The 20,008-nt window shown below is 56.4% G+C and carries 22 protein-coding genes and 1 tRNA gene; 12 read left to right on the top strand and 11 right to left on the bottom strand.

What is annotated here, in order from left to right:
- Positions 1-617 precede the first annotated feature (617 nt).
- Positions 618-1,097, top strand: coding sequence for a hypothetical protein (locus ACR0B0_RS11905; protein ID WP_170350276.1), 480 nt, complete (start codon positions 618-620; stop codon positions 1,095-1,097).
- Here the strand turns inward: ACR0B0_RS11905 and ACR0B0_RS11910 are convergent.
- The 4 genes from ACR0B0_RS11910 to ACR0B0_RS11925 form a co-directional block, all read right to left on the bottom strand.
- Positions 1,081-1,926, bottom strand: coding sequence for a hypothetical protein (locus ACR0B0_RS11910; RefSeq protein ID WP_480647941.1), 846 nt, complete (start codon positions 1,924-1,926; stop codon positions 1,081-1,083). The genes ACR0B0_RS11905 and ACR0B0_RS11910 overlap by 17 nt on opposite strands.
- A gap of 76 nt (positions 1,927-2,002) precedes the next feature.
- A complete protein-coding gene (locus tag ACR0B0_RS11915; RefSeq protein WP_480647943.1) occupies positions 2,003-3,649 on the bottom strand; it encodes an arylsulfatase in 1,647 nt (548 codons plus the stop codon).
- Positions 3,650-4,513: 864 nt separating this feature from the next.
- Positions 4,514-4,589: transfer RNA gene (locus ACR0B0_RS11920), tRNA-Ala, on the bottom strand.
- Positions 4,590-4,730: 141 nt separating this feature from the next.
- Positions 4,731-5,057 carry a TIGR02300 family protein gene (locus ACR0B0_RS11925; RefSeq protein WP_170350278.1) on the bottom strand — a complete coding sequence of 109 codons (327 nt, stop codon included), beginning with the start codon at positions 5,055-5,057 and terminating at the stop codon, positions 4,731-4,733.
- A 100-nt stretch (positions 5,058-5,157) separates the two neighbouring features.
- Between ACR0B0_RS11925 and ACR0B0_RS11930 the strand changes: the two genes are divergently transcribed.
- The 3 genes from ACR0B0_RS11930 to ACR0B0_RS11940 all read left to right on the top strand — a co-directional run bounded on the left by ACR0B0_RS11930 (position 5,158) and on the right by ACR0B0_RS11940 (position 7,770).
- Positions 5,158-5,853 (top strand): M48 family metallopeptidase, encoded by a 696-nt coding sequence (locus ACR0B0_RS11930; RefSeq protein WP_480647945.1) that lies wholly within the window; start codon positions 5,158-5,160, stop codon positions 5,851-5,853.
- A gap of 30 nt (positions 5,854-5,883) precedes the next feature.
- Positions 5,884-6,531, top strand: a complete 648-nt coding sequence (locus ACR0B0_RS11935; RefSeq protein ID WP_170350280.1) for a GntR family transcriptional regulator — start codon at positions 5,884-5,886, stop codon at positions 6,529-6,531.
- Positions 6,532-6,642: 111 nt separating this feature from the next.
- A complete protein-coding gene (locus ACR0B0_RS11940) occupies positions 6,643-7,770 on the top strand; it encodes a lytic murein transglycosylase (RefSeq protein WP_170398516.1) in 1,128 nt (375 codons plus the stop codon).
- A 4-nt stretch (positions 7,771-7,774) separates the two neighbouring features.
- Here ACR0B0_RS11940 and ACR0B0_RS11945 read toward each other — a convergent pair whose 3' ends face one another.
- Positions 7,775-8,737 (bottom strand): acetyl-CoA carboxylase carboxyltransferase subunit alpha, encoded by a 963-nt coding sequence (locus ACR0B0_RS11945; protein WP_170350282.1) that lies wholly within the window; start codon positions 8,735-8,737, stop codon positions 7,775-7,777.
- Positions 8,738-8,858: 121 nt separating this feature from the next.
- Between ACR0B0_RS11945 and ACR0B0_RS11950 the strand changes: the two genes are divergently transcribed.
- Positions 8,859-9,692: an AraC family transcriptional regulator gene (locus ACR0B0_RS11950; protein WP_170350283.1), complete on the top strand. Its 834-nt coding sequence runs from the start codon at positions 8,859-8,861 to the stop codon at positions 9,690-9,692.
- Position 9,693: 1 nt separating this feature from the next.
- Here ACR0B0_RS11950 and ACR0B0_RS11955 read toward each other — a convergent pair whose 3' ends face one another.
- Positions 9,694-10,290, bottom strand: coding sequence for a LysE family translocator (locus ACR0B0_RS11955; protein ID WP_480647947.1), 597 nt, complete (start codon positions 10,288-10,290; stop codon positions 9,694-9,696).
- 73 nt (positions 10,291-10,363) lie between these two features.
- On the opposite strand from ACR0B0_RS11955, the gene ACR0B0_RS11960 reads away from it, so the two are divergent.
- Together ACR0B0_RS11960 and ACR0B0_RS11965 are read left to right on the top strand one after the other, a co-directional pair.
- Positions 10,364-10,816, top strand: a complete 453-nt coding sequence (locus tag ACR0B0_RS11960; protein ID WP_170350285.1) for an Lrp/AsnC family transcriptional regulator — start codon at positions 10,364-10,366, stop codon at positions 10,814-10,816.
- Positions 10,817-10,933: 117 nt separating this feature from the next.
- The gene (locus tag ACR0B0_RS11965) at positions 10,934-11,512 is read left to right on the top strand and encodes a PA14 domain-containing protein (protein WP_170350286.1); all 579 of its coding nucleotides are present in this window, start codon (positions 10,934-10,936) and stop codon (positions 11,510-11,512) included.
- Between the two features lie 36 nt (positions 11,513-11,548).
- On the opposite strand, the gene ACR0B0_RS11970 is transcribed toward ACR0B0_RS11965, so the two are convergent.
- The gene (locus ACR0B0_RS11970; protein ID WP_480647949.1) at positions 11,549-12,508 is read right to left on the bottom strand and encodes an L-malyl-CoA/beta-methylmalyl-CoA lyase; all 960 of its coding nucleotides are present in this window, start codon (positions 12,506-12,508) and stop codon (positions 11,549-11,551) included.
- 295 nt (positions 12,509-12,803) lie between these two features.
- Between ACR0B0_RS11970 and dgcN the strand changes: the two genes are divergently transcribed.
- From dgcN to ACR0B0_RS11985, 3 genes are all read left to right on the top strand, one after another.
- Positions 12,804-13,805, top strand: a complete 1,002-nt coding sequence (gene dgcN, locus ACR0B0_RS11975; protein ID WP_425081522.1) for an N-acetyltransferase DgcN — start codon at positions 12,804-12,806, stop codon at positions 13,803-13,805.
- 63 nt (positions 13,806-13,868) lie between these two features.
- Positions 13,869-14,834, top strand: coding sequence for an N-acetyl-D-Glu racemase DgcA (gene dgcA, locus ACR0B0_RS11980; RefSeq protein WP_425081521.1), 966 nt, complete (start codon positions 13,869-13,871; stop codon positions 14,832-14,834).
- A gap of 76 nt (positions 14,835-14,910) precedes the next feature.
- On the top strand, positions 14,911-15,771 hold the full coding sequence (locus ACR0B0_RS11985) for a D-amino-acid transaminase (protein ID WP_480647952.1): 861 nt from the start codon (positions 14,911-14,913) through the stop codon (positions 15,769-15,771).
- 44 nt (positions 15,772-15,815) lie between these two features.
- Here the strand turns inward: ACR0B0_RS11985 and ACR0B0_RS11990 are convergent, their stop codons facing one another.
- The 3 genes from ACR0B0_RS11990 to ACR0B0_RS12000 all read right to left on the bottom strand — a co-directional run bounded on the left by ACR0B0_RS11990 (position 15,816) and on the right by ACR0B0_RS12000 (position 17,299).
- The gene (locus tag ACR0B0_RS11990; protein ID WP_170377405.1) at positions 15,816-16,130 is read right to left on the bottom strand and encodes a DUF1244 domain-containing protein; all 315 of its coding nucleotides are present in this window, start codon (positions 16,128-16,130) and stop codon (positions 15,816-15,818) included.
- A gap of 105 nt (positions 16,131-16,235) precedes the next feature.
- Positions 16,236-16,475, bottom strand: coding sequence for a DUF6868 family protein (locus tag ACR0B0_RS11995; RefSeq protein WP_170359919.1), 240 nt, complete (start codon positions 16,473-16,475; stop codon positions 16,236-16,238).
- 86 nt (positions 16,476-16,561) lie between these two features.
- On the bottom strand, positions 16,562-17,299 hold the full coding sequence (locus ACR0B0_RS12000; RefSeq protein ID WP_170350293.1) for an N-formylglutamate amidohydrolase: 738 nt from the start codon (positions 17,297-17,299) through the stop codon (positions 16,562-16,564).
- Positions 17,300-17,432: 133 nt separating this feature from the next.
- Between ACR0B0_RS12000 and pyk the strand changes: the two genes are divergently transcribed.
- Positions 17,433-18,878 carry a pyruvate kinase gene (gene pyk / locus ACR0B0_RS12005; protein ID WP_170350294.1) on the top strand — a complete coding sequence of 482 codons (1,446 nt, stop codon included), beginning with the start codon at positions 17,433-17,435 and terminating at the stop codon, positions 18,876-18,878.
- A 48-nt stretch (positions 18,879-18,926) separates the two neighbouring features.
- Here the strand turns inward: pyk and ACR0B0_RS12010 are convergent, their stop codons facing one another.
- A complete protein-coding gene (locus tag ACR0B0_RS12010) occupies positions 18,927-19,370 on the bottom strand; it encodes an Lrp/AsnC family transcriptional regulator (RefSeq protein WP_174818870.1) in 444 nt (147 codons plus the stop codon).
- Positions 19,371-19,569: 199 nt separating this feature from the next.
- On the opposite strand from ACR0B0_RS12010, the gene ACR0B0_RS12015 reads away from it, so the two are divergent.
- The gene (locus ACR0B0_RS12015; RefSeq protein WP_170350295.1) at positions 19,570-20,007 is read left to right on the top strand and encodes a universal stress protein; all 438 of its coding nucleotides are present in this window, start codon (positions 19,570-19,572) and stop codon (positions 20,005-20,007) included.
- The last annotated feature ends 1 nt before the right edge of the window (position 20,008 follow it).

The following is a 20,008-nucleotide window of genomic DNA, read 5'->3' on the forward strand; positions in this document are numbered from 1 at the left end:
GGAGATACTGTTCAAAGCTTATTCCTTTCGCCCAAAAAACCAAGTGCGGGCGGTTGGATCTGGGGGGCTGGCCCCGTTTTTCTGCTGCCAACGTCGACAGATAACAGCTTAGGTCTCGGAGAGTGGGGTGCTGGAGTTACCGGCGTGGCACTCAAACAGCAGGGTCCGTGGACATATGGTGGCCTGACAAATCACATCTGGGACATTGATAGTGATACCGACATCAACCAGACGTTCTTACAGCCATTTATTTCCTACACAAATTCGAACGCGTGGACGTTCACTTTAAACACTGAGTCCACCTACAGCTGGGAAACCGATCAATGGTCTGTGCCAATCAACGGTGTTGTCACCAAAGTACCCAACTCGGGGATCAACTTATCAGCGTAGGCGGGGGAGTACGCTACTGGGCCGAAGGCCCAGATAGTGGACCTGACGGTTGGGGCGTAAGACTTGTAGCTACCTTGCTATTTCCCAAATAGTTGAGCTTTTCCTGAGAGAATACCGCTTACCGGATGCAGGCATTGCGCTGATGAAAGCGAACGGTGGTTTGCTCCGCATCTCGGTGGATGTAGAGCTCGTAATGAAGGTCCGGTTTGGGCTGCGACGGGTCATTGATGCAAAAAGTAGCGAAAGGCGGCAACGAGCCCTTGGTGGCGAATGCTGCGTCGCTCAAAAACGGCCGCATTGCGCAGAAAGCGGGCTATGCAAAGTTCGTCAAACCGCCTCAGCCAGGCTTTGTATTTTTGACACCATCGCTGCAAAGCACTCGACTTAGCCGAGTTGGCGTCGATCATGGGGAGCGGTTTTCTAGTTTCAGCATCGTTGTAGGCAAGAGAATTTGGGAGGGCCGCCTCAATCGCCATAGCGCTCCTAATACTGTTAATGGTGTGACGGTGGCCCGCCAAAGCGCCGTTTTCGTGAAAGGTGCTGCCAAAAGAACCAAGAGACAGGCTGGAGCTAAAATAAGGAAAACCGCTATTGTCATACTTCTTGTCGTTCAGTCGACACTTGAAACATCAGTCTCAATGCGATTGCATTTCACGCACCTACACGGTTGTTTGCAATCAAAGTTCAGCGTCAAAATTGAGTATTGAAGCCAGCAAAGATCTGCCATTTTGCCTGCCCTGGCCCTTTGCTCGCAACTGAGTACTGCGGTTCGACAAAAACGTTGTAGGTGATGTCCTTCTTTTTGAACACTTGCCCGATACCCAAGCCGATTGGCACATTATAGCTGTCCAATTCAAAATCGTAGGTCATTATTGGCGCTGACCTTAGGTATGTCCCTCCACCGAGTTGGTAGAACAGAAAAGGTTGAAAAGCTCCGATATTTACATCCTTTGCATCACTGTCTCCGGCAAAGCTGGCTTGCCAAGTCAGAAGGTAACCGTATTGGAATATCGGTGACGACGCATTGAACAAAACGTTCGCGATACCGGCTGACCATTTTTTAGATCCAGACCCATCCGTCGAACCTGTTGGCGCGGTTAATTGAGGACCGACACCAAAGCTAACAGCCGGATTTCCAATATCTATAAGGTAAGCGGCAAAAACGTTGAGGTCACCAACGCCCGTCGTTTTCCCACTTTGTGCCGGGAATGAATTTAAAGGCAAAGAGGCCCTTAGAACCCAATTTGTGTTCCCCAAGCTCAAAGGTTGCGCATACCTGAGCCAAAACTGATTGCCAGTTTGGTCCGTTCCGGAAATATCGCCAATATAATAGTTCTGAACGTTGACCGCTTTGAAATTTGCCAGCGGATTATTCGCCTGAGCTGCTGCTGAGGCCGCGTCGCTCTCCTGTGCAACCACAGGATTGCCTGTTGCCGTAGATACTCCCAGAAAGACGAAAAGGCTAAAGAAGAACCTGGCAAGGAAATTCCGGGTCGAAGTTACATTTGTACCTGAAGCCTTCAGATTGGTCTGCACCTTGCTACTCCTTGCCCCACTCGACTGTGTCATCGAAGTGTCGAGGCGCCGCATAACGACGCCTCAACCATTTGCATCAATTCCCGGTTGGAAGGCTTAGCGAGAACCCGTCTTTTTCCAGCTGGTCTCGCACAGTCTTGAACCGGTGATACTCGGTTAGAGTAATCGGACCAGAATATGACTCGCTCTGAACTGGACGCGGTGGATACTCAATGTAGGTTTTTACCACACGTTCAAGTTCGCCCATCAGCGTCGGAACTGTCCAAGTGTTCTCACGCCCGGTTGTCATGAAGATGTCATAGCGCTCCATGGGATCTTCCCACAGGTTGAACACCTGCGGAACGGTGGCAACGTACTTTTCAGCACCGCGCCAACCCAATTCGGCTGCCGGGGCTTCAGAACCGGCCCGTGCACCATTGTCGCCACGCATGTTGAAGACAGCTTTCCATTCGTTAACGCGCACTGCGCCCGGCGAAAGTTCATTTTCTGTAAAATATGCCCAGGAGTTGCGCTGCGGATCAGCCTCTCCAAACAGGACTGGAGCCATATCGATGCTGTCAAAGATCGTCGGTTGACCTTCCCGGTCTTCGGTCGGCAACGGCAATCCTGCAAGGCTCGCAAAGGTGGCCATCAAGTCAGTACCACCGGTAATGTCGCTCGACTTCGAATCCGGCGCAATTTTACCTGTCCATTTGGCGAAGAACGGTACGCGGTACGCTCCTTCCCGGTCGGTTCCCTTAGTTCCGCGAAACGGTGTCATGCCGGCATCAGGATGAACATCCTGCCACGCGCCATTATCAACAGTGTAAATGATCAGGGTACTTTCCCCAATTCCAAGATCTTCCACCTTGTCGAGGATTTGACCAGTGTGGAAATCAAGCTCGACCACCTTGTCGCCGTACTTGTTCTTTACCGCTGACTTACCCACGAAATCAGGCGACGGCAGGTTAGGCTGGTGGTTTGCAGCCCAGTTGATCGACATGAAAAACGGTTTGTCCAGACCAGCAAGACGCTCCAGTTCCGCCACTGCCTTTTCTGCACCAACCTTGTCCAACGCAGCTAGATCTGCGGTTGTCATGTCTTCAATGGTCAGCACTTCTTTGGCAGGTTCACCGGCTACACCTTCAAATACGCCAGTGGTGTTCTCTTTATAAAATGCCCTCTGATCGTCGGACATCTGCACATTCCAGTCGTCCAGAGCATAAGTATACGCGTTCAGGTGATAGAGGAATGTATTCTCCATCTTGTCATAGCCATGGGCAATTGGCATGGCGTAATCCGCTTCACCGAGATGCCACTTACCCATGAAGTAAGTGTTGTAGTCAGCCTGTTTCAAAACAGACGCAATCGTCCATTCTGCCGCCGGCAGTCCACCACCTTGACCCTGAAAGGCGACCGTCGTCATGCCCGAGCGGTTCGGGTAACGCCCAGTCTGCATTGCTGCACGCCCCGGCGTGCAAGAGGATTGAGCGTAGAAGTCCGTGAACATCATCCCCTGCTTGGCCATTTGATCAAGGTTGGGGGTGTCCATGCCACGCGCTGCGCCACCATGATAGGCACCAAGGTCCCAATAACCAGTATCGTCAGAAACAATCAGAATGATGTTGGGTTTGCTCCCGTAGGTCGATAGCGATGTCGGATCGAAATCCTGAGCCGTCGCGGAGATCGCAAAAGTACAAAAGAAAGCAGCCAAAGGCGTGGCAACTTGGTGAGGTTTAATCATGTTAGTCTCCTTCTCGGGAAAAGCATCAAAGTTAAGAAATTGCGCCCCTTTTACGGTCTATATACCGTGCAGGACACAACGCGCCTTGGGCTATTCCGAATAGCTTCCTATTCTTATGGGTAGCTCAGACTTTAGGGGCACCGTTTCATCACCCTGAAAATCACAATGATGCGTCGACAACTTTTAGGTAATCTTGGAGATCGTTTTCAGGAACCTTTTGCGGCGTTTGAAAGTCCAGACCAACACTCCACCTTTTTGATCGACCTAACCCACGAACAAGACTTGCTTTCCCTGCAAAAAGTATGGCCGCCTCATTTTCATCGAAGGTTGTCAGTGGAAAACGGCAGAGAACCAACAACTCACATTATGTTATTGCGATTCATTTATTTGTCAAAAACTTCGTCGTGTGCAAATCCAGCCCCGGATGTCTTCGTCCTGATAGACCAAAGGCCAACCAAGCACTAACTTTCAATTTGGACCACTTAAATGGGGCAGCTCAGTTCGACCACGCGCTAGAAGCGGCCGTAATCGCGAATTGGGTTGGGCGCACCCAGAGCAGGCCATCGCTTTAGACCGTGTGCATTTTTTGCGCAGCAAGGATTTTGGGACCTTCCTATTAAATGTCCGGTTTGCGCTGTCTGCGGTTCTCCGGTGAAAGCGGGCCAATGGCGGCAAAGTCCGCTGCCCTGCCATCTGAGAAGCGCGTGGGAATGTCCGGTTTGCGCGGTTGGCGGCGTGCCGCGCTTGCATATGCGCGCGGCTTGATCGATTGCGGCTTCGGGCTCTGAGTTCCGCTTCGGCCCCAAAGGAAAATCCTGCTGCCAAAAAGGAAGAACTATGCGTTGCGGATCATTTGTTAGGTTTTGGTGGAGCCTAGGGGAGTCGAACCCCTGACCTCTTGCATGCCATGCAAGCGCTCTCCCAACTGAGCTAAGGCCCCATCAAGGTACTGCCGAAGCAGTGGACGGACGTTTATGAGACGGCAACGGCGAGCGCAAGACCAAAAATGGAATTTGCCAAAAAGTTTCCGACCCGCGTCCGGGGTGGGCATGAGGCGACGCGGGGCCGCCTCTGACCGGTTTTAGTTTTCGTCTTCCGACGACATGTCGGTGATATCGTCCAACGAGACGTTATCGTTGTCGTCGTCATCATCGTCCAGAAGATCGTCGTCCAGTTCGACGTCGACATTGTCGTCATCATCCAGAACGATATCTTCATCCGACGCGTTCTCACGCGCTTTGGCCGAGGCGGCATCTTCCGCATCTGCGGCGATCATCCGGCTTTTGCCGGTCTCAAGCTCCACGATCTCGCCGGTATAGGGGCTGACGATCGGGTCCTTGTTCAGGTCATAAAACCGCTTACCGGTTGTCGGGCAAACGCGCTTTACGCCCCATTCTTCCTTGGGCATGTGAAATCCCCTTGATATCAGGTGAGTCGTATCAACGATTCAGGTCACGTGCCACATGCAGCGGGCACTGTCAAAGCCTTTGCGCAGGAGAAACAGGTATATGGAAGATCACGCACTGCCCGGGACGCCACCGGTGCCACTGACGTTGCGCAAATCGGCGCGAGCGCGGCGGATCAGTTTGCGGATTTCCCAATTGGATGGCCGGGTTACGCTGACCTATCCACAAGGCGTGCCAGAAGCCGAAGCCTTGAGTTTTGCGCGCACCAAAGAAGAGTGGATACGTCAGCACCTGCTGGACCGTCCTGACCCTGCGGTGGTTCAGTTCGGGCAAACCATCCCGATCGAAGGCACAGAGCGGCGAATCGTGCCTGCCAGCGGGCGGCGCGTTCTGTTACAGGGCGATGAGGTTGCAGTACCCGAGGGTGCCGAGGCACGGCGTCTGGCGCGATTTCTCAAGGAATTGGCGCGTGATCGCCTGACCGGCGCCTGCGATGATTACGCGGCGATGCTGGGACGGTCCTATTCCAGCCTGACCATGCGCGATACGCGGTCGCGTTGGGGGTCGTGCAGTTCCGCTGGCGGTCTGATGTTTTCCTGGCGGTTGATCCTAGCGCCGCCTGAGATCCTGCATTATGTCGCCGCGCATGAGGTGGCGCATCTGGTAGAGATGAACCATTCGGCCGATTTTTGGGCGCAGGTCGAGCGGATTTTCGGCGATTACTGCGATCAGCGGCGTTGGCTGCGCGACAACGGGGCGCAACTGCATCAATACAGATTTGATACCAAGGCGAGTTGACCCCGGGTTCATTTGTGATCACATGGGGGTATGTTGTCCGCACGCCCCACTGAATCCCATACCGCCACCCATGATCGGGTCTATCGTGTTCTTCGCGCACGCATTATGCACGGTGAAATGGCACCGGGGCAGGCGCTGACCCTACGCGGGATCGGTAAGGAATTTGGCGTCTCGATGACCCCCGCGCGCGAGGCCGTGCGCCGCTTGGCAGCCGAGGGAGCGCTGTTTCTATCCACATCGGGCCGGGTTTCGACGCCTGAGCTGACCAATGACCGGATCGAAGAGTTGGCTGCGCTTCGTGCGCTGCTTGAGGTCGAACTTGCCAGCCGCGCCCTGCCGCGTGCACATATGGCGCTGATTGACCGGCTGCAAAGCATCAACATGAACGTGGCCGAGATGGTCACCAAACGTGATGCCGTTGGCTATATTCGCTCAAACCTAGAATTTCACCGCACTCTGTATCTGCGGGCGCAGGCCCCGGCGATGCTCGCGATTGCAGAAACAGTCTGGCTGCAACTTGGTCCCACCATGCGTGCGCTGTACGGCCGACTGCGGCGGACCGACCCGCCGCATAACCACAAACTGATCATCGCCGCTTTGCAGGCCGGTGACGAGCCCGGATTGCGTTTGGCCGTCCGCTCGGACGTGACTCAGGGACTGAGGTTGCTGGTCAGCTGAGCGGCTTGTTGCCGAAGCCCGAATTTTGCATCTGATTGACGTCGTCGTTCTGGTTTGGGGATTGGGTCTGGGCTAGTCTGGACCAAATCACAACAAGAGCAGTTTTCAGTTATGATCAATCGACGGATATTTTCTTTGGGGCTCGGGTCAGCCCTGTTATCTGCCTGTTCCACAGGCACCCCCACCAGCACCCCGGCGTCACGGATGCGGCCTGTGCCCAACGCCGGGTGGGATGCATGGGTTGCCGGTTTCAAGGGCCGCGCGGCGTCGCAGGGGATATCGCAGACAACCCTAAACCTGGCTTTTCAGGGGGCGGGGTACCTGCCCGATGTGATCGAGCGGGACCGCAATCAGGTCGAATTCAAACGTTCACTCGAGGATTACCTGGCCATTGCGGCCTCAGATGAGCGGATCGCGACTGGCAAACAGATGCTGGTGCGCCACGCCGGAACCTTGTCGCAGATTGAGGCCAAATACGGCGTCGATAAAGAAGTGATCGTTGCCGTCTGGGGCTTGGAAAGCCGCTATGGCGCGCGGCGCGGGGATGTGCCTGTGGTGTCTGCTGTGTCAACGCTGGCCTATGACGGGCGGCGCGGCGCGTTTTTTGAGAAGCAACTGATCGCGGCTTTGAAGATCATTCAAGAGGGCGACACAAGCCCGGCCAACATGACCGGCAGCTGGGCCGGGGCAATGGGGCACACGCAGTTCATTCCCACATCCTATCTGGCCTATGCGGTGGATTTCACCGGCGATGGGCGGCGCGATATCTGGTCCGAGGACCCGACGGATTCGCTGGCCTCGACCGCAGCCTATCTGGCACGCGCGGGTTGGGTGCGTGGACAGCCCTGGGGTGGTGAGGCCGGGACGGTGTCTGGTTCGCCCGTTGCAGTTCTGCAGCCGCAAAAGCCGGGGCCACGTATCGCGGTATTCCGCAATTTTCAGGTCATCAAGCGCTATAACAATTCGGACAGCTACGCGATTGGCGTCGGACATTTGTCTGACCGGATTGCAGGCGGTGCGCCGTTTCAGGCCTCATTCGGGCCAGACGCAACGGGTTTGACGCTGGAAGATCGCAAGGAGCTCCAGCGCCGACTGACATCGGCCGGATATGACACGCAGGGCGCGGACGGGGTGATCGGCAACAACACCAAATCCGCCATCAGCGCCTATCAGCGCGCCAGCGGCATGCCAGTCACCGGAGAACCTTCTGTTGCGTTGTTGCGCAGCCTGGGCGGCTGACGGGTTACGCCGCCAGCCCTTTCGAGCCGATATCAAGGAATTTCTGACGGCGGTCCTGAATCAGGGCCGCCGCGTCTTTGCCGTCCAGTTCTTTCAGCATAAGGGTGATAGCATCCCGAACGGATTCGACGGTGGCAGGACGGTCGCGATGGGCACCGCCTTTGGGTTCCTGAATGATAAGATCGCAGACGCCCAGTTTGTGCAGGTCCTGCGCGGTCAGGCGGAGCGCCTCGGCGGCCTCGCGCATCTTTTCGGCATCTTTCCACAGGATCGAAGCGCAGCCTTCCGGCGAGATCACCGAATAGACCGAATGTTCCAGCATCGCGACGCGGTTCGCGGTGGCAAAGGCCACAGCCCCGCCGGACCCGCCTTCGCCGATGATCACCGACACCAGCGGCACGCCGATCTTCAGGCACATCTCGGTCGACCGGGCAATGGCCTCGGACTGACCGCGTTCCTCGGCCCCCTTGCCGGGATAGGCGCCTGCCGTGTCGATCAGAGTGATAACGGGCAGGCCAAAGCGACCGGCCATTTCCATCAGGCGCACGGCCTTGCGATACCCTTCGGGGCGGGCCATGCCGAAATTCCGTTCGATCCGCGATTTGGTGTCCGAACCCTTTTCATGACCAATCACCATCACCGGCTGATCGTTGAATCGGGCCAGACCACCGATAACTGCCAGATCGTCGGCAAAGTTGCGATCGCCCGCCAGCGGCGTGAATTCGGTAAACAGCGCCTCGACATAGTCCTTGCAATGCGGGCGGTCCGGATGGCGCGCCACCTGGCATTTTCGCCAGGGGGTCAGATCGCCATAAAGCTCTTCCAGAAGCTTTGCGGCCTTGGCGTCCAGCGCAGCGGCTTCTTCGGCCACGTCCATCTCTTCGTTGGCACGGGCCAGCGCACGCAATTCCTCGGCCTTGCCTTCAATCTCGGCCAGCGGTTTTTCGAAATCCAGATACTGGGTCATGACGCCTCTCAACGCGGAAGTTCTTTGCTATATGACCTGAGGTTGCGCGGGATGCAACTCAGCAAGATTTGTGGATGCGGAATATGCGACCACGGATAAGCAAAGAGAAGGAAGGTTGCCGATGGCAAACAGCTACGAAGATCGCATTCTGCGCGTCTTGACTTACATCCACGATCACCCCGCCGGGGATCTGTCGTTGGATGCCTTGTCTGATGTGGCTGCGATGTCCCGGTTTCACTGGCATCGTGTGTTTCGCGCGATTACCGGCGAAACCTGCGCGCAAGCTGTCCGCCGGATCCGGTTGCACCGTGCCGCGTGTTGGCTGGTGCAAACCGACCGGTCCGTGGCAGAGATCGCGTCGGCGGTGGGTTATCCCAATCTGAATTCCTTTGTGCGGGCCTTTTCGCAGGCCTACAGCGCCAGCCCGGCGGCCTTTAGAAAATCCGGGCGTTGGCTGGTGCTTAATCGCAAATTGAGAATCGGAGAATATCCAATGCATCCCGTTACAACCCGTACTGAACCCGCTCGCCGAGTTATAGCCTTGGCTCACAAAGGGGATTACGCAGAGATCGGCAATAAGTTTGAGGCATTTGGTGCCTTGTGTGAATCCCGCAACCTGTGGTCTCAACTTGGTCCAGTCATCGGAGTCTATCTGGACAGCCCCGATGATGTGTCACAAGACCAACTGCGCAGCTATGCAGGCGCCGAATTCAAAGGTGGTGACACACCAGAGGGTATGGAAGACGTGCAGATTCCAGGCGGCAAAACAGCTATTCTGACCTACAAGGGCCCATACTCCGGTTTGCACGCGGCGTATCACACGCTGTTCGGAAACTGGCTGCCTGAGTCAGGCGAAGAACCCGCGGACCAGCCGTGCTACGAGATCTACCTGAACGATCCGCGCAACACCGCACCCGAAGAGCTGCTGACAGAAATTTGCCTACCGCTGAAATAGGTCAGTTTGGCCACAGGACCGGGTAGAGCGAGGCGACCAGCAGCACCGCCATGGTCCAGTTGAACACCACCAACCGGCGCGGGTTCGTCAGAATCCGCGCCATCTGCTGCCCCAGCACCGTCCAGGTGCTGACCGACGGCAGGTTCACCGCTCCGAATATCAGAGCAACGATGACGATGGCTTGCAGCGTGTGATCTGGCGTGTAGGCCGTGGTGGCCGTCAGGGCCATGGCCCAGGCCTTTGGGTTGACCCATTGAAAAGCGGCGGCTTGCAGAAAGGTCATTGGGTCACCCTCGGCATCATTGCCTTTTGAAGGAGCCGCATGCGCGATCTTCCACGCCAGATACAGAAGATAGACGACCGAGGCGAGTTTCAGCACCGTGTAGCTGACCGGGTATCGGTCAAATACCTGCACCAAACCGGCACCGACCAGCAGGACCATGACAGTAAACCCCAACCCGATCCCCAACATATGCGGGATGGTTCGGCGAAACCCGAAATTAGCCCCCGAGGCCATCAGCATCAGGTTGTTCGGCCCAGGCGTGATGGACGAGACAAAAGCAAAGGCGATCAGGGCCAGAAGGATATCATAGGTCATGGCGGGGATAATCACTGACAAAACAGTAAATGAAATTGCGTTTTTGTGCGTGTTTGGGGTAATTACACAATTAATGGCGAAGATTGATCACATAAATCAACAAATATTGCGCGCGCTGACAGGTGACGGCCGTATCAGCAACCTGGAACTGGCGGACCGCGTTGGCCTGTCGCCCTCGGCCTGCTTGCGTCGCGTGCAAGAACTTGAGCGCGCTGGCGTGATCACCGGCTACCGCGCGGTATTAAGCCCGAAAGAACTGGGCGTAGGGTTCGTGGGTTACATCGGCGTTGGATTGGGAGAGCATACCAAAGCCGCGCAGGAAGGTTTTGAACGGGCCGTGCAGCATGCGCCCGAAGTGATTGAATGCCACAATATCACCGGCACCATCGAATACTTGCTGCGTGTGGAATGCGCTGATCTTGCCGAGTACAAAACCTTTCACACAGAGGTGCTGGGAACCCTGCCGCATGTGACGTCGATCACCTCCTACGTGGTGATGGATTCACCCAAGGATTTGCGCGCCTGACAGGGAAATTGTGAATTTTAACTGTCTTGCGGGGAAAATCCTCACATCCTAGTGTCACAGCAATGGGAAAACCAAAATGGGGGCAAACCCCTCTTATGCCGTCACAGGGAGACGATCATGAAACTTATCAAAGCCGGTGCGCTTGCCGCAGCTATGGCATTGATTGCCGGAGCGGTAGCGTCAGCGCCGCTTAAGCTGCAACCTGCAAGCCCACAACCCAGCCCGCAGGCCGGGTTGAATGTGAAATACTATGGTACAGGCAATCAACACAAGAAGATCCGAGATCTGAGCCAGGCGAAAAGCCTGCTGTCACAAGCGCAACCCGGAACACCGTTGCGGGGGTTGGATTACAGGGACACCAGCAAGGGTGAGGACGTCATGACATTCGACGGCGCTTACAACGTTGCTGCCGAAGTTACTGGGTATATGCGGTTCGACTCGCCGGGGATTTACGAGTTGGAAACGTGGTCAAATGACGGGATTGAGGCTTCGGTTGGTGGTCAACAGATTGGCCGCGTAACCGGTATTCAAGGCTGTGAAGCCAATCAACGTACCGAAGTTGAAGTGCCCCAGGCGGGCTGGTATCCGTTGAAGATCATCTATTTCCAAAAATTGGGATCCTCTTGCCTGATGATGAAGTCGGGCAAACAAGGCGAAAAGCTCACCTGGGTGCCCAACGACATCTTCGGGCGGTAACAAGAAGGCGCCCCGCAGGGCGCCTTTTTTTGGCCATTAGCCAGCGGCGATCAGTTCCGCCTGCGCCACAATCACTTCGGCCTGTTTGATCGAGGCGATATCGACCAGACGCCCTTTGTAGACAGTCGCGCCTTCGCCATTGGCCTTGGCCTGTTCCATTGCCGCCAGGATTTCGCGCGCTTCCGAAACAGCCTCGTCCGAGGGGGTAAAGACCTGATTAGCCAGTGCGATCTGCTTGGGATGGATCGCCCATTTGCCGACCATACCCAGCGTGGCTGAGCGTTTGGCCTGTGCGATGTATCCCTCATCATCCGAGAAGTCACCAAACGGCCCGTCCACCGGCAGCACGCCATGGGTTCGACAAGCGGCGACGATGGCCGCTTGTGCCCAATGCCAAGGATCGGACCAGTGCTTTTCGCCTTCGCGCAGCATGTAATAGTTTTCCTGCGTTCCGCCTATGCCAGTGGTCTGCATGCCCATGGAGGCCGCGAAATCCGCCGCACCCAGGCTCATCGCCTGCATTCGTGGTGACGAGGCCGCGATTTCCTCGACATGGGCAATGCCTGCGGCAGATTCGATGATCACTTCGAAGGATACCGGCTTGGTGCGGCCCTTGGCGCGTTCGATGGCGGTAACCAGCGCGTCCACGGCATAGACATCTTCGGCGCAGCCGACCTTGGGGATCATGATCTGGTCCAGACGGTCGCCAGCCTGTTCCAGCAGATCCACAACGTCGCGATACCAATAGGATGTGTCCAGTCCGTTGATGCGCACGGACATGTACTTGTTGCCCCAATCCACGGTGTTCAGCGCCTCGATCACATTGGCGCGGGCCGCGTCCTTGTCCGACGGCGCCACCGAGTCCTCAAGATCAAGGTTGATCACGTCTGCCGCTGACGCGGCCATTTTCGGAAACAGCTTGGTGTTCGATCCAGGCCCGAACAGCTGGCAACGGTTGGGGCGGGCGGGGGCGGCGGGTTGAAGGCGAAAGCTCATCTGGACCTCGTGCGAGAAATGAAATTACAATTTTTCTGCTCATTGAGGTATTAAATTGCGTGCTTATGCGCAAGCGTCTTTATGCAAGTGCGGCATTGCGTTCGCAGCATTTGCCACGGAAAGCGATCAAACTGGTGATTAAAGTTTAATCACTGTGAAAACTTGAAAGAATATTTCAGTATATGAAGAACTCGCGCGAAAATTTCCCACCAATGGCAACTATGTCAGGCGAAAACGCAAAGCACTCGTCAGGCGCGTCCCATAGGCTGCGCCGGAATCAAAGGAGTGAACCGCAATGATCGAGACACCGTACCTGCTGTTTTTGGGCGATGCGCCCGACCAATTGGCGGCCAAAGTCGCAGTCGGCATCAAAGACTGGCGCCCGGAAAACGCTGTGGGCCAATATCGGATGGACGGCTGCAAGGCCGATCTGGGCCTGACGGACATGACCCTGACCGAAGCAAAAGAGGCGGGCGCTAAGACTCTGGTCATCGGTGTGGCCAACCGTGGCGGTGTGATCAGCCAGGAATGGAAAAAGGTTCTGGTGATGGCGCTGGAGGAAGGCTTTGATCTGGCGTCTGGCCTGCACAACCTGCTGCGCGACGAGCCCGATCTGGTTGCCGTTGCCGAGGCCACGGGCCGCAAGCTGCACGATGTGCGCGTTCCCGAGGTCGAGTATCCGATCGCAAACGGCATCAAACGCAAGGGCAAGCGGTGTCTGGCAGTTGGCACGGATTGCTCGGTCGGCAAGATGTACACGGCGATGGCAATGGATGCCGAAATGCGCAAGCGTGGCATGAAATCCACCTTCCGTGCCACCGGCCAGACCGGTATTCTGATCACCGGTGACGGTGTGCCGCTGGACGCCGTGATCGCTGACTTCATGGCCGGATCGGTCGAATGGCTGACACCCGACAATGACGACGACCACTGGGACTTGATCGAAGGGCAGGGATCGCTGTTCCACGTGTCCTACTCCGGTGTGACCATGGCGCTAATCCACGGCGGCCAGCCGGACGCACTGATCCTGAGCCACGAACCCACCCGTGAGCATATGCGCGGTCTGCCGACCTATACTTTGCCGACGCTTGAAAACCTGCGCGACACCGCGCTGGCACTTGCCAAGGTTGCAAACCCTGATTGTCAGGTCGTGGGTGTCTCGGTCAACACACAGCACATGAGCGAAGAGGACGCCATCGCCTATCTGGCGAAGGTCGAGGCCGATATGGGTATGCCCGCCACTGATCCGTTCCGCTTTGGTCCGGGCAAACTGGTCGACGCGCTGGCCGCGTTGTGATCAATAGACCCCGCCAGAGGACTCTCTGGCGGGGAAATCTTGAATGAATAAAGGAGTGGGCGCGTGCAGATTGACGTCTCTCGTGATGTATTCCGGTTGGCTCAGGTCTTTACGATCTCGCGCGGGTCTAGGACCGAAGCGAATGTGCTGACTGTACGTTTATCGGATGGCGCGCATCAGGGGCGGGGCGAATGTGTGCCCTACGCGCGGTATAATGAAACGCTGGAGTCGGTCGAGGCTGAAATTGCCAGTTTGCCCCGGACGTTTGATCGAGCGCAGTTGATGGATCTGTTGCCCGCGGGTGCCGCCCGCAATGCGGTAGACTGTGCACTGTGGGATCTTGAGGCGAAGCGCGCCGGAAAACGTGCATGGGAACTGGCCGGTCTGCCCGCGCCCGGCCCAGAGATCACCGCCTACACCTTGTCGCTGGACACGCCGGAAAAGATGCAGGCACAGGCGGCTGAGAACGCGTATCGTCCGCTGTTGAAGATTAAGCTGGGTACGCCAGACGACATGCCTCGTCTGGAAGCCGTACGCGCAGGTGCCCCTGACGCCAAGATCATCGTCGACGCCAATGAGGGCTGGTCGGCCGAAGTCTATGCCGATCTGGCACCGCATCTGGTGCGGCTGGGAGTTGCGCTGGTCGAACAGCCTCTGCCAGCCGGGGAAGATGACGCCCTGATCGGGATGGATCGCCCGGTGCCGGTGTGTGCCGATGAATCGTGCCATGACCGCAGTAGCCTGCCCGCGATGAAGGGCAAGTATGACGTAGTAAACATCAAGCTCGACAAGACCGGCGGTTTGACCGAGGCGCTGGCCCTGCGTGAACAGGCGCTGGCCGAGGGTTACAAAGTTATGGTCGGATGCATGGTCGGCAGTTCGCTGGCTATGGCGCCCGCGACACTGCTGGCGCAGGGTGCGATGGTAACAGACCTTGACGGCCCGCTTCTGTTGGCCGAAGACCGCGACAACCCGCTGAATTTTGATGATGCCGGAGTGCATCCGCCTTTGGCGGCGCTCTGGGGGTGACGAACGCCCGGAAAATGATCCGGTGGATCATTTTCAGTAAGGAACGGGCGAAGCCCTGAGACGAAAAGGATATGACATGACCCGCACCGTTTACGTGAATGGCGAATACCTGCCTGAAACCGAAGCCAAGGTTTCCATTTTTGACCGTGGTTTCCTGTTCGCCGACGCCGTTTACGAGGTCACCAGCGTTCTGGATGGAAAGCTGATCGATTTTGAAGGCCATGCCGTGCGCCTCAAGCGGTCTCTGGACGAGCTGGAGATGGCCGAACCTTGCACCAAGGATGAGCTGCTCGAGATTCACCGCAAGCTGGTTGAGCTGAACGGCATCGAAGAAGGGCTTGTGTACCTGCAGGTCAGCCGTGGATCGGATGGCGACCGGGATTTCGTGTTCCCGTCGGCGGACACCAAGCCCAGTCTGGTTCTGTTCACGCAGAACAAGCCGGGTCTGGTCGACAGCCCAGCGGCGAAAAAAGGTGCAAAGATCATCTCGATCGAGGATATCCGCTGGGGTCGCCGCGATATCAAGACTGTTCAGCTGCTGTACCCGTCGATGGGTAAGATGATGGCCAAGAAAGCGGGCTGCGACGATGCATGGTTGATCGAAGGCGGCTATGTTACCGAGGGCACCAGCAACAACGCCTACTACGTGAAAGACGGCAAGATCGTCACCCGCCCGCTGTCGACCGACATTCTGCACGGTATCACGCGTAAAGCCGTGCTGCGCATGGCGGCTGAGGCGCAGATGGAAGTCGAAGAACGTCTGTTCACCATCGACGAAGCGAAAGAGGCGGACGAAGCCTTTACCACCTCGGCAAGTGCGTTCGTCATGCCGGTAGTTGAAATTGACGGTGTAACGCTGGGGGATGGCACGCCGGGTCCGATCGCCAAACGGCTGCGTGAGATTTATCTGGACGAAAGCCGCAAGGCAGCGATCTAAAGCAAAGGCCCGCCGGATTGGCGGGCCTTTTTCGTTTTAGGGGATTAGTCTTTTTTCCCAACATTTTCTTCAAACGCGACCTTGAAGGCGGCCTGTTTTTCAGGGCTGGCGTCGGTCTGATAGTTCGCCTTCCACTCATCCATGGTCATGCCGTAGAAAATCTGACGGGCTTCGTCCTTGCCCATCTCGATGCCCTTTTCATTGGCCGCTTCCTGATACCAGCGCGACAGGCAGTTGCGGCAGAACCCGGCCAGATTCATCATGTCGATGTTCTGAACGTCCGTGCGGTCTTCCATCAGGTGCTTTTGCAACCGGCGGAATGCGGCGGCCTGAAGTTCGATTTCGGTTTGCTTGTCCATTGTCGGGCTCCCAATGCGTGTCGTTTGCCTGACCTAACAATCCGAAGGCGTCGTTACAATAAACAGGAAGAGCCAGCAGGCCCTTCCCAGCGATCGATTTCGGTTTTAAGCCAGCTTCAGGGCCAGCCACGGCATCAGGCAGAATACGATGGTCAGTATCTTGTAGTTGGCCAGATACCGGAAATAGGCCCTTTTTGCATCGCCAGGCTCCATCTGGAACATCCGGCCGTGTATCTTGGCAGCCCAGTCCTGTGAAACAACGATCATCAGAGTAGTGAACACCAGAAGGGCGAGGTTAAGGACCGTCATCCAGCCGAAGACGGTCGTCAGGAATTCCTGAGTCATGGTCGTCTCCTTTCCCTTAATATATGGGGGCTCGGGATACCCTCACAATAACGTGAGACCCGGAATCGACCTTATTTGACCTGACGTCAAAGACCGCTTTCGCTCAAAGCGTCCTGCAGGATTATGGCCAAACGCTCTGCCCATTCACGCTGTCCGGCATTGTCCGCGATCAGATCATTACGCAGCTCGATCAAGGCGTTAGGTCGGCCATGCGTTGTGCAGTGCCGATCAATTGCGTCACCGGACAGCACGCCAGTATAGGGCTCGTTGACACCAACACACAGGTCTGCTTCGGCCTCAAGACGGTCGATCAACGGGCGCGAGAACCGTTCATCCGGAGTGTGCAGCACCCCGATTTGCCATGGGCGTGGGTCGCGGCCACGCAGTTGGCGGGTGAAGGAATGCATCGACACGATCACCGCATGCGGCAGGCCCGCCATACGTTCCAGCGCCTCGTGATAGGGGCGGTAGCACATGTTCAGACGCCGTTCACGCTCAGACGCGTCTGCGTGGCGGTTGCCGGGGATGATCGAACCGTCATACAGCTTCATCAGCAGGGTGGGGTCATCCTCACCCCGGTTGGGATCAATCACCAGACGTGAGAAATTGGCGGCAATAACTGGCGCGTTCAGGATCTCTCCCAAATGCTTTGACACCTCATACGCGCCCACGTCATAGGCGATGTGACGCTCCATATCCTCGCGCGGCAGGCCGAGGTCTCCGCCGTTGATTTCGGGGGGCACCGTGTTGGTTGCGTGGTCACATGTGATCAGCCAGCGCGAGGGGCGATCAGCGCCGTGGATAAAAAACGGGGAATACGTCATAAGCCTGTCATCTAGTTTGCCGCAGGTGTAGGGCAGTTGCTTCGGAAAGGGAATTGCGCAATAAGCAGCCTGATGCAATGTTTGCGGTAACATTTGTGCGATTCAGACAAAAGACGTGAGGAGAGAAATACCAATGCGACGCCTGAGGAATGTAAAAATCGTGGCGACGCTGGGACCGGCGTCCAATGATTATGACACCATCCGTGCGCTGCACGAGGCCGGGGCAGATGTGTTTCGTCTGAACATGAGCCACGGCAGCCATGATGAGATTCGCGAACGTCACCGGATCATCCGACAGGTGGAAAAGGATCTGGAAAGCCCGATTGCGATTCTGGCTGACCTGCAAGGGCCCAAACTGCGCGTGGGTGAGTTCGCCAATGACGCCGAAGAACTGGAAGAGGGCGCAGCCTTCCGTCTGGACCTTGACGCTACTCCGGGGGACAGAGGCCGCGTTTGTCTGCCGCATCCCGAGATTTTCGCCGCACTTGAACCGGGCGCGCGGCTGTTGGTCAATGACGGCAAAATCCGCCTGATCGTTCAGGATTGTGGCAAAGAATTCGCCAATTGCACGGTGGAGGTCGGAGGCACGATATCGAACCGGAAAGGTGTGAACGTCCCCGATGTGGTTCTTCCGTTGGCCGCGCTGTCTGAAAAAGATCGCGATGATCTGGAGTTTGTCTGTAAATTGGGCGTTGACTGGCTGGGGTTGAGCTTTGTTCAGCGCGCCAAGGACGTCTTTGAGGCCCGGGCACTGGCTGATGGCCGGGCCTCAATCCTGTCCAAGATCGAAAAACCTGCGGCAGTTGAGGCATTTGACGAAATCCTCGATGCCTCGGACGGGATCATGGTGGCCCGCGGCGACCTGGGGGTCGAATTGCCGGTTTCAGCCGTACCGCCGATCCAGAAACGGCTGGTAAGACGATGCCGCGCGGCGGCTAAGCCGGTGATCGTGGCCACTCAGATGTTGGAGAGTATGATCGAAAGCCCGATGCCAACGCGAGCCGAGGTTTCGGACGTCGCGACAGCGATTTATGAAGGCACTGATGCCATCATGCTCAGCGCTGAATCAGCGGCGGGGTCGTATCCAATAGAGGCCGTGCAAACCATGAACAAGGTCGCTATCGAGGTCGAGGCCGATCCGACCTACACCCAGATCATCGCCGCCTCGCGCACCGCAAAGGGCACCACAATTGCTGACGGGATCGTGGCAGCTGCGCGTGAGATTGCTGAAAAGACAGACATCAAGGCCATTTGTTGCTTTACCCAAAGCGGCACAACGGCGCTGTTGACCGCGCGGGAACGTCCCGGTGTGCCGATCATCGCCATGACGCCCGCCACCGGAACAGCACGGCGCCTGTGCCTGAGCTGGGGCTGCCATTGTGTGATGACGCCCGAGCTTGAGCGCTTTAAGGGTGCTGTTGTCAATGCCGCCCGCACTGCCCGCGCCAGTGGGTTTGCGACCGAGACCGATCAGATTGTGGTGACCGCTGGGGTGCCATTCAACGTGCCCGGAACCACTAATATCCTGCGTATTGCGCCCTGTGACGAACGCCTGATATACAACACAGATCCGGGCTGATGAACTTGCGTCAACGTGCATGCTGCCTCATGGCAGACAGGTCACTTGTCAAGCGACAGGGCTTTTTACGATCTCCATTACAGTAAATGAGCTGGTCTGGTGAATTCCAGGCAGCTTATTAATTTTCTCACCGAGGATATCGCGGAAGTGCGTGATATCCCGCGTGCGGACTGTCAGGAGATAGTCAAACGATCCCGCCACCATTAAGCAGCTTTCAATTTCTGGAATATTGCGGACAGCGTCATTGAACCTGCCAAGAGATTGCTCAGCCGTCGCGGCCAGTGAAACCTGGACAACCGTGACCAAGGCTAGCCCCATTCGCTCTTTATCGACGATGGCACAATAGCCTTTGATGTACCCGTTTTTTTCCAAGCGCTTGACCCGCTCGGAACAGGGGGTATTGGTCAGGTTGACACGTGCCGCAAGATCGACGATCGATAACCTTCCGTTGATTTCCAGCTCTTGCAGGATGCGTTGGTCTATTTTGTCCAATTCTCTATCGATCAGTAAAAATCCCTGAAATTTTAGCGCAAGACGACATTTTTCACTGAATATAGACTAAAATAATCCCCAATTCCTAGTGATTATTCCTGATACTTATCTGAAGACAGCTGCGTCAATGTGTTCCAAGTTTGGCTGTCTTGTCGAGGGCACGGGCCTCGACCCAACGAAAAAAAATTGGAGAACCGACATGACAACAAAAATTGTCATTGGACTGGACGGGACAGAGACCGGGGAGCGCGCGATCGCTTTTGCCAAGGATTTGGCAGGGCGCATCGGTTCATGCGAGTTGCTTGTGGTTTATGTGATCGAATGGTCCCCATTTACTTTTCAAACACCTGAAGAAAATGCTCTGCGCCATAAGCGGCGCGAGGAAGAGGTCGAATTGGCCTCGACACGGATCGTCACCCCTGCGGTGGAAGCTTTGAACGCGGACGGTTTTACGGCCCATGGCATTGTACGCCATGGTGACGTGGCTGAAACGCTGAACGCGATCACAGTCGAAAACGGTGGTACCCAGATCGTCGTCGGACGCGCCTCGGCCGATGGGTTCAAGAAACGGCTCTTTGGCAGCTCGACCCAGAATCTGGTCATGCATGCCGATGTACCGGTCACCGTTGTGAACTGAG

This window comes from Ruegeria sp. BA12 (assembly GCF_056539625.1).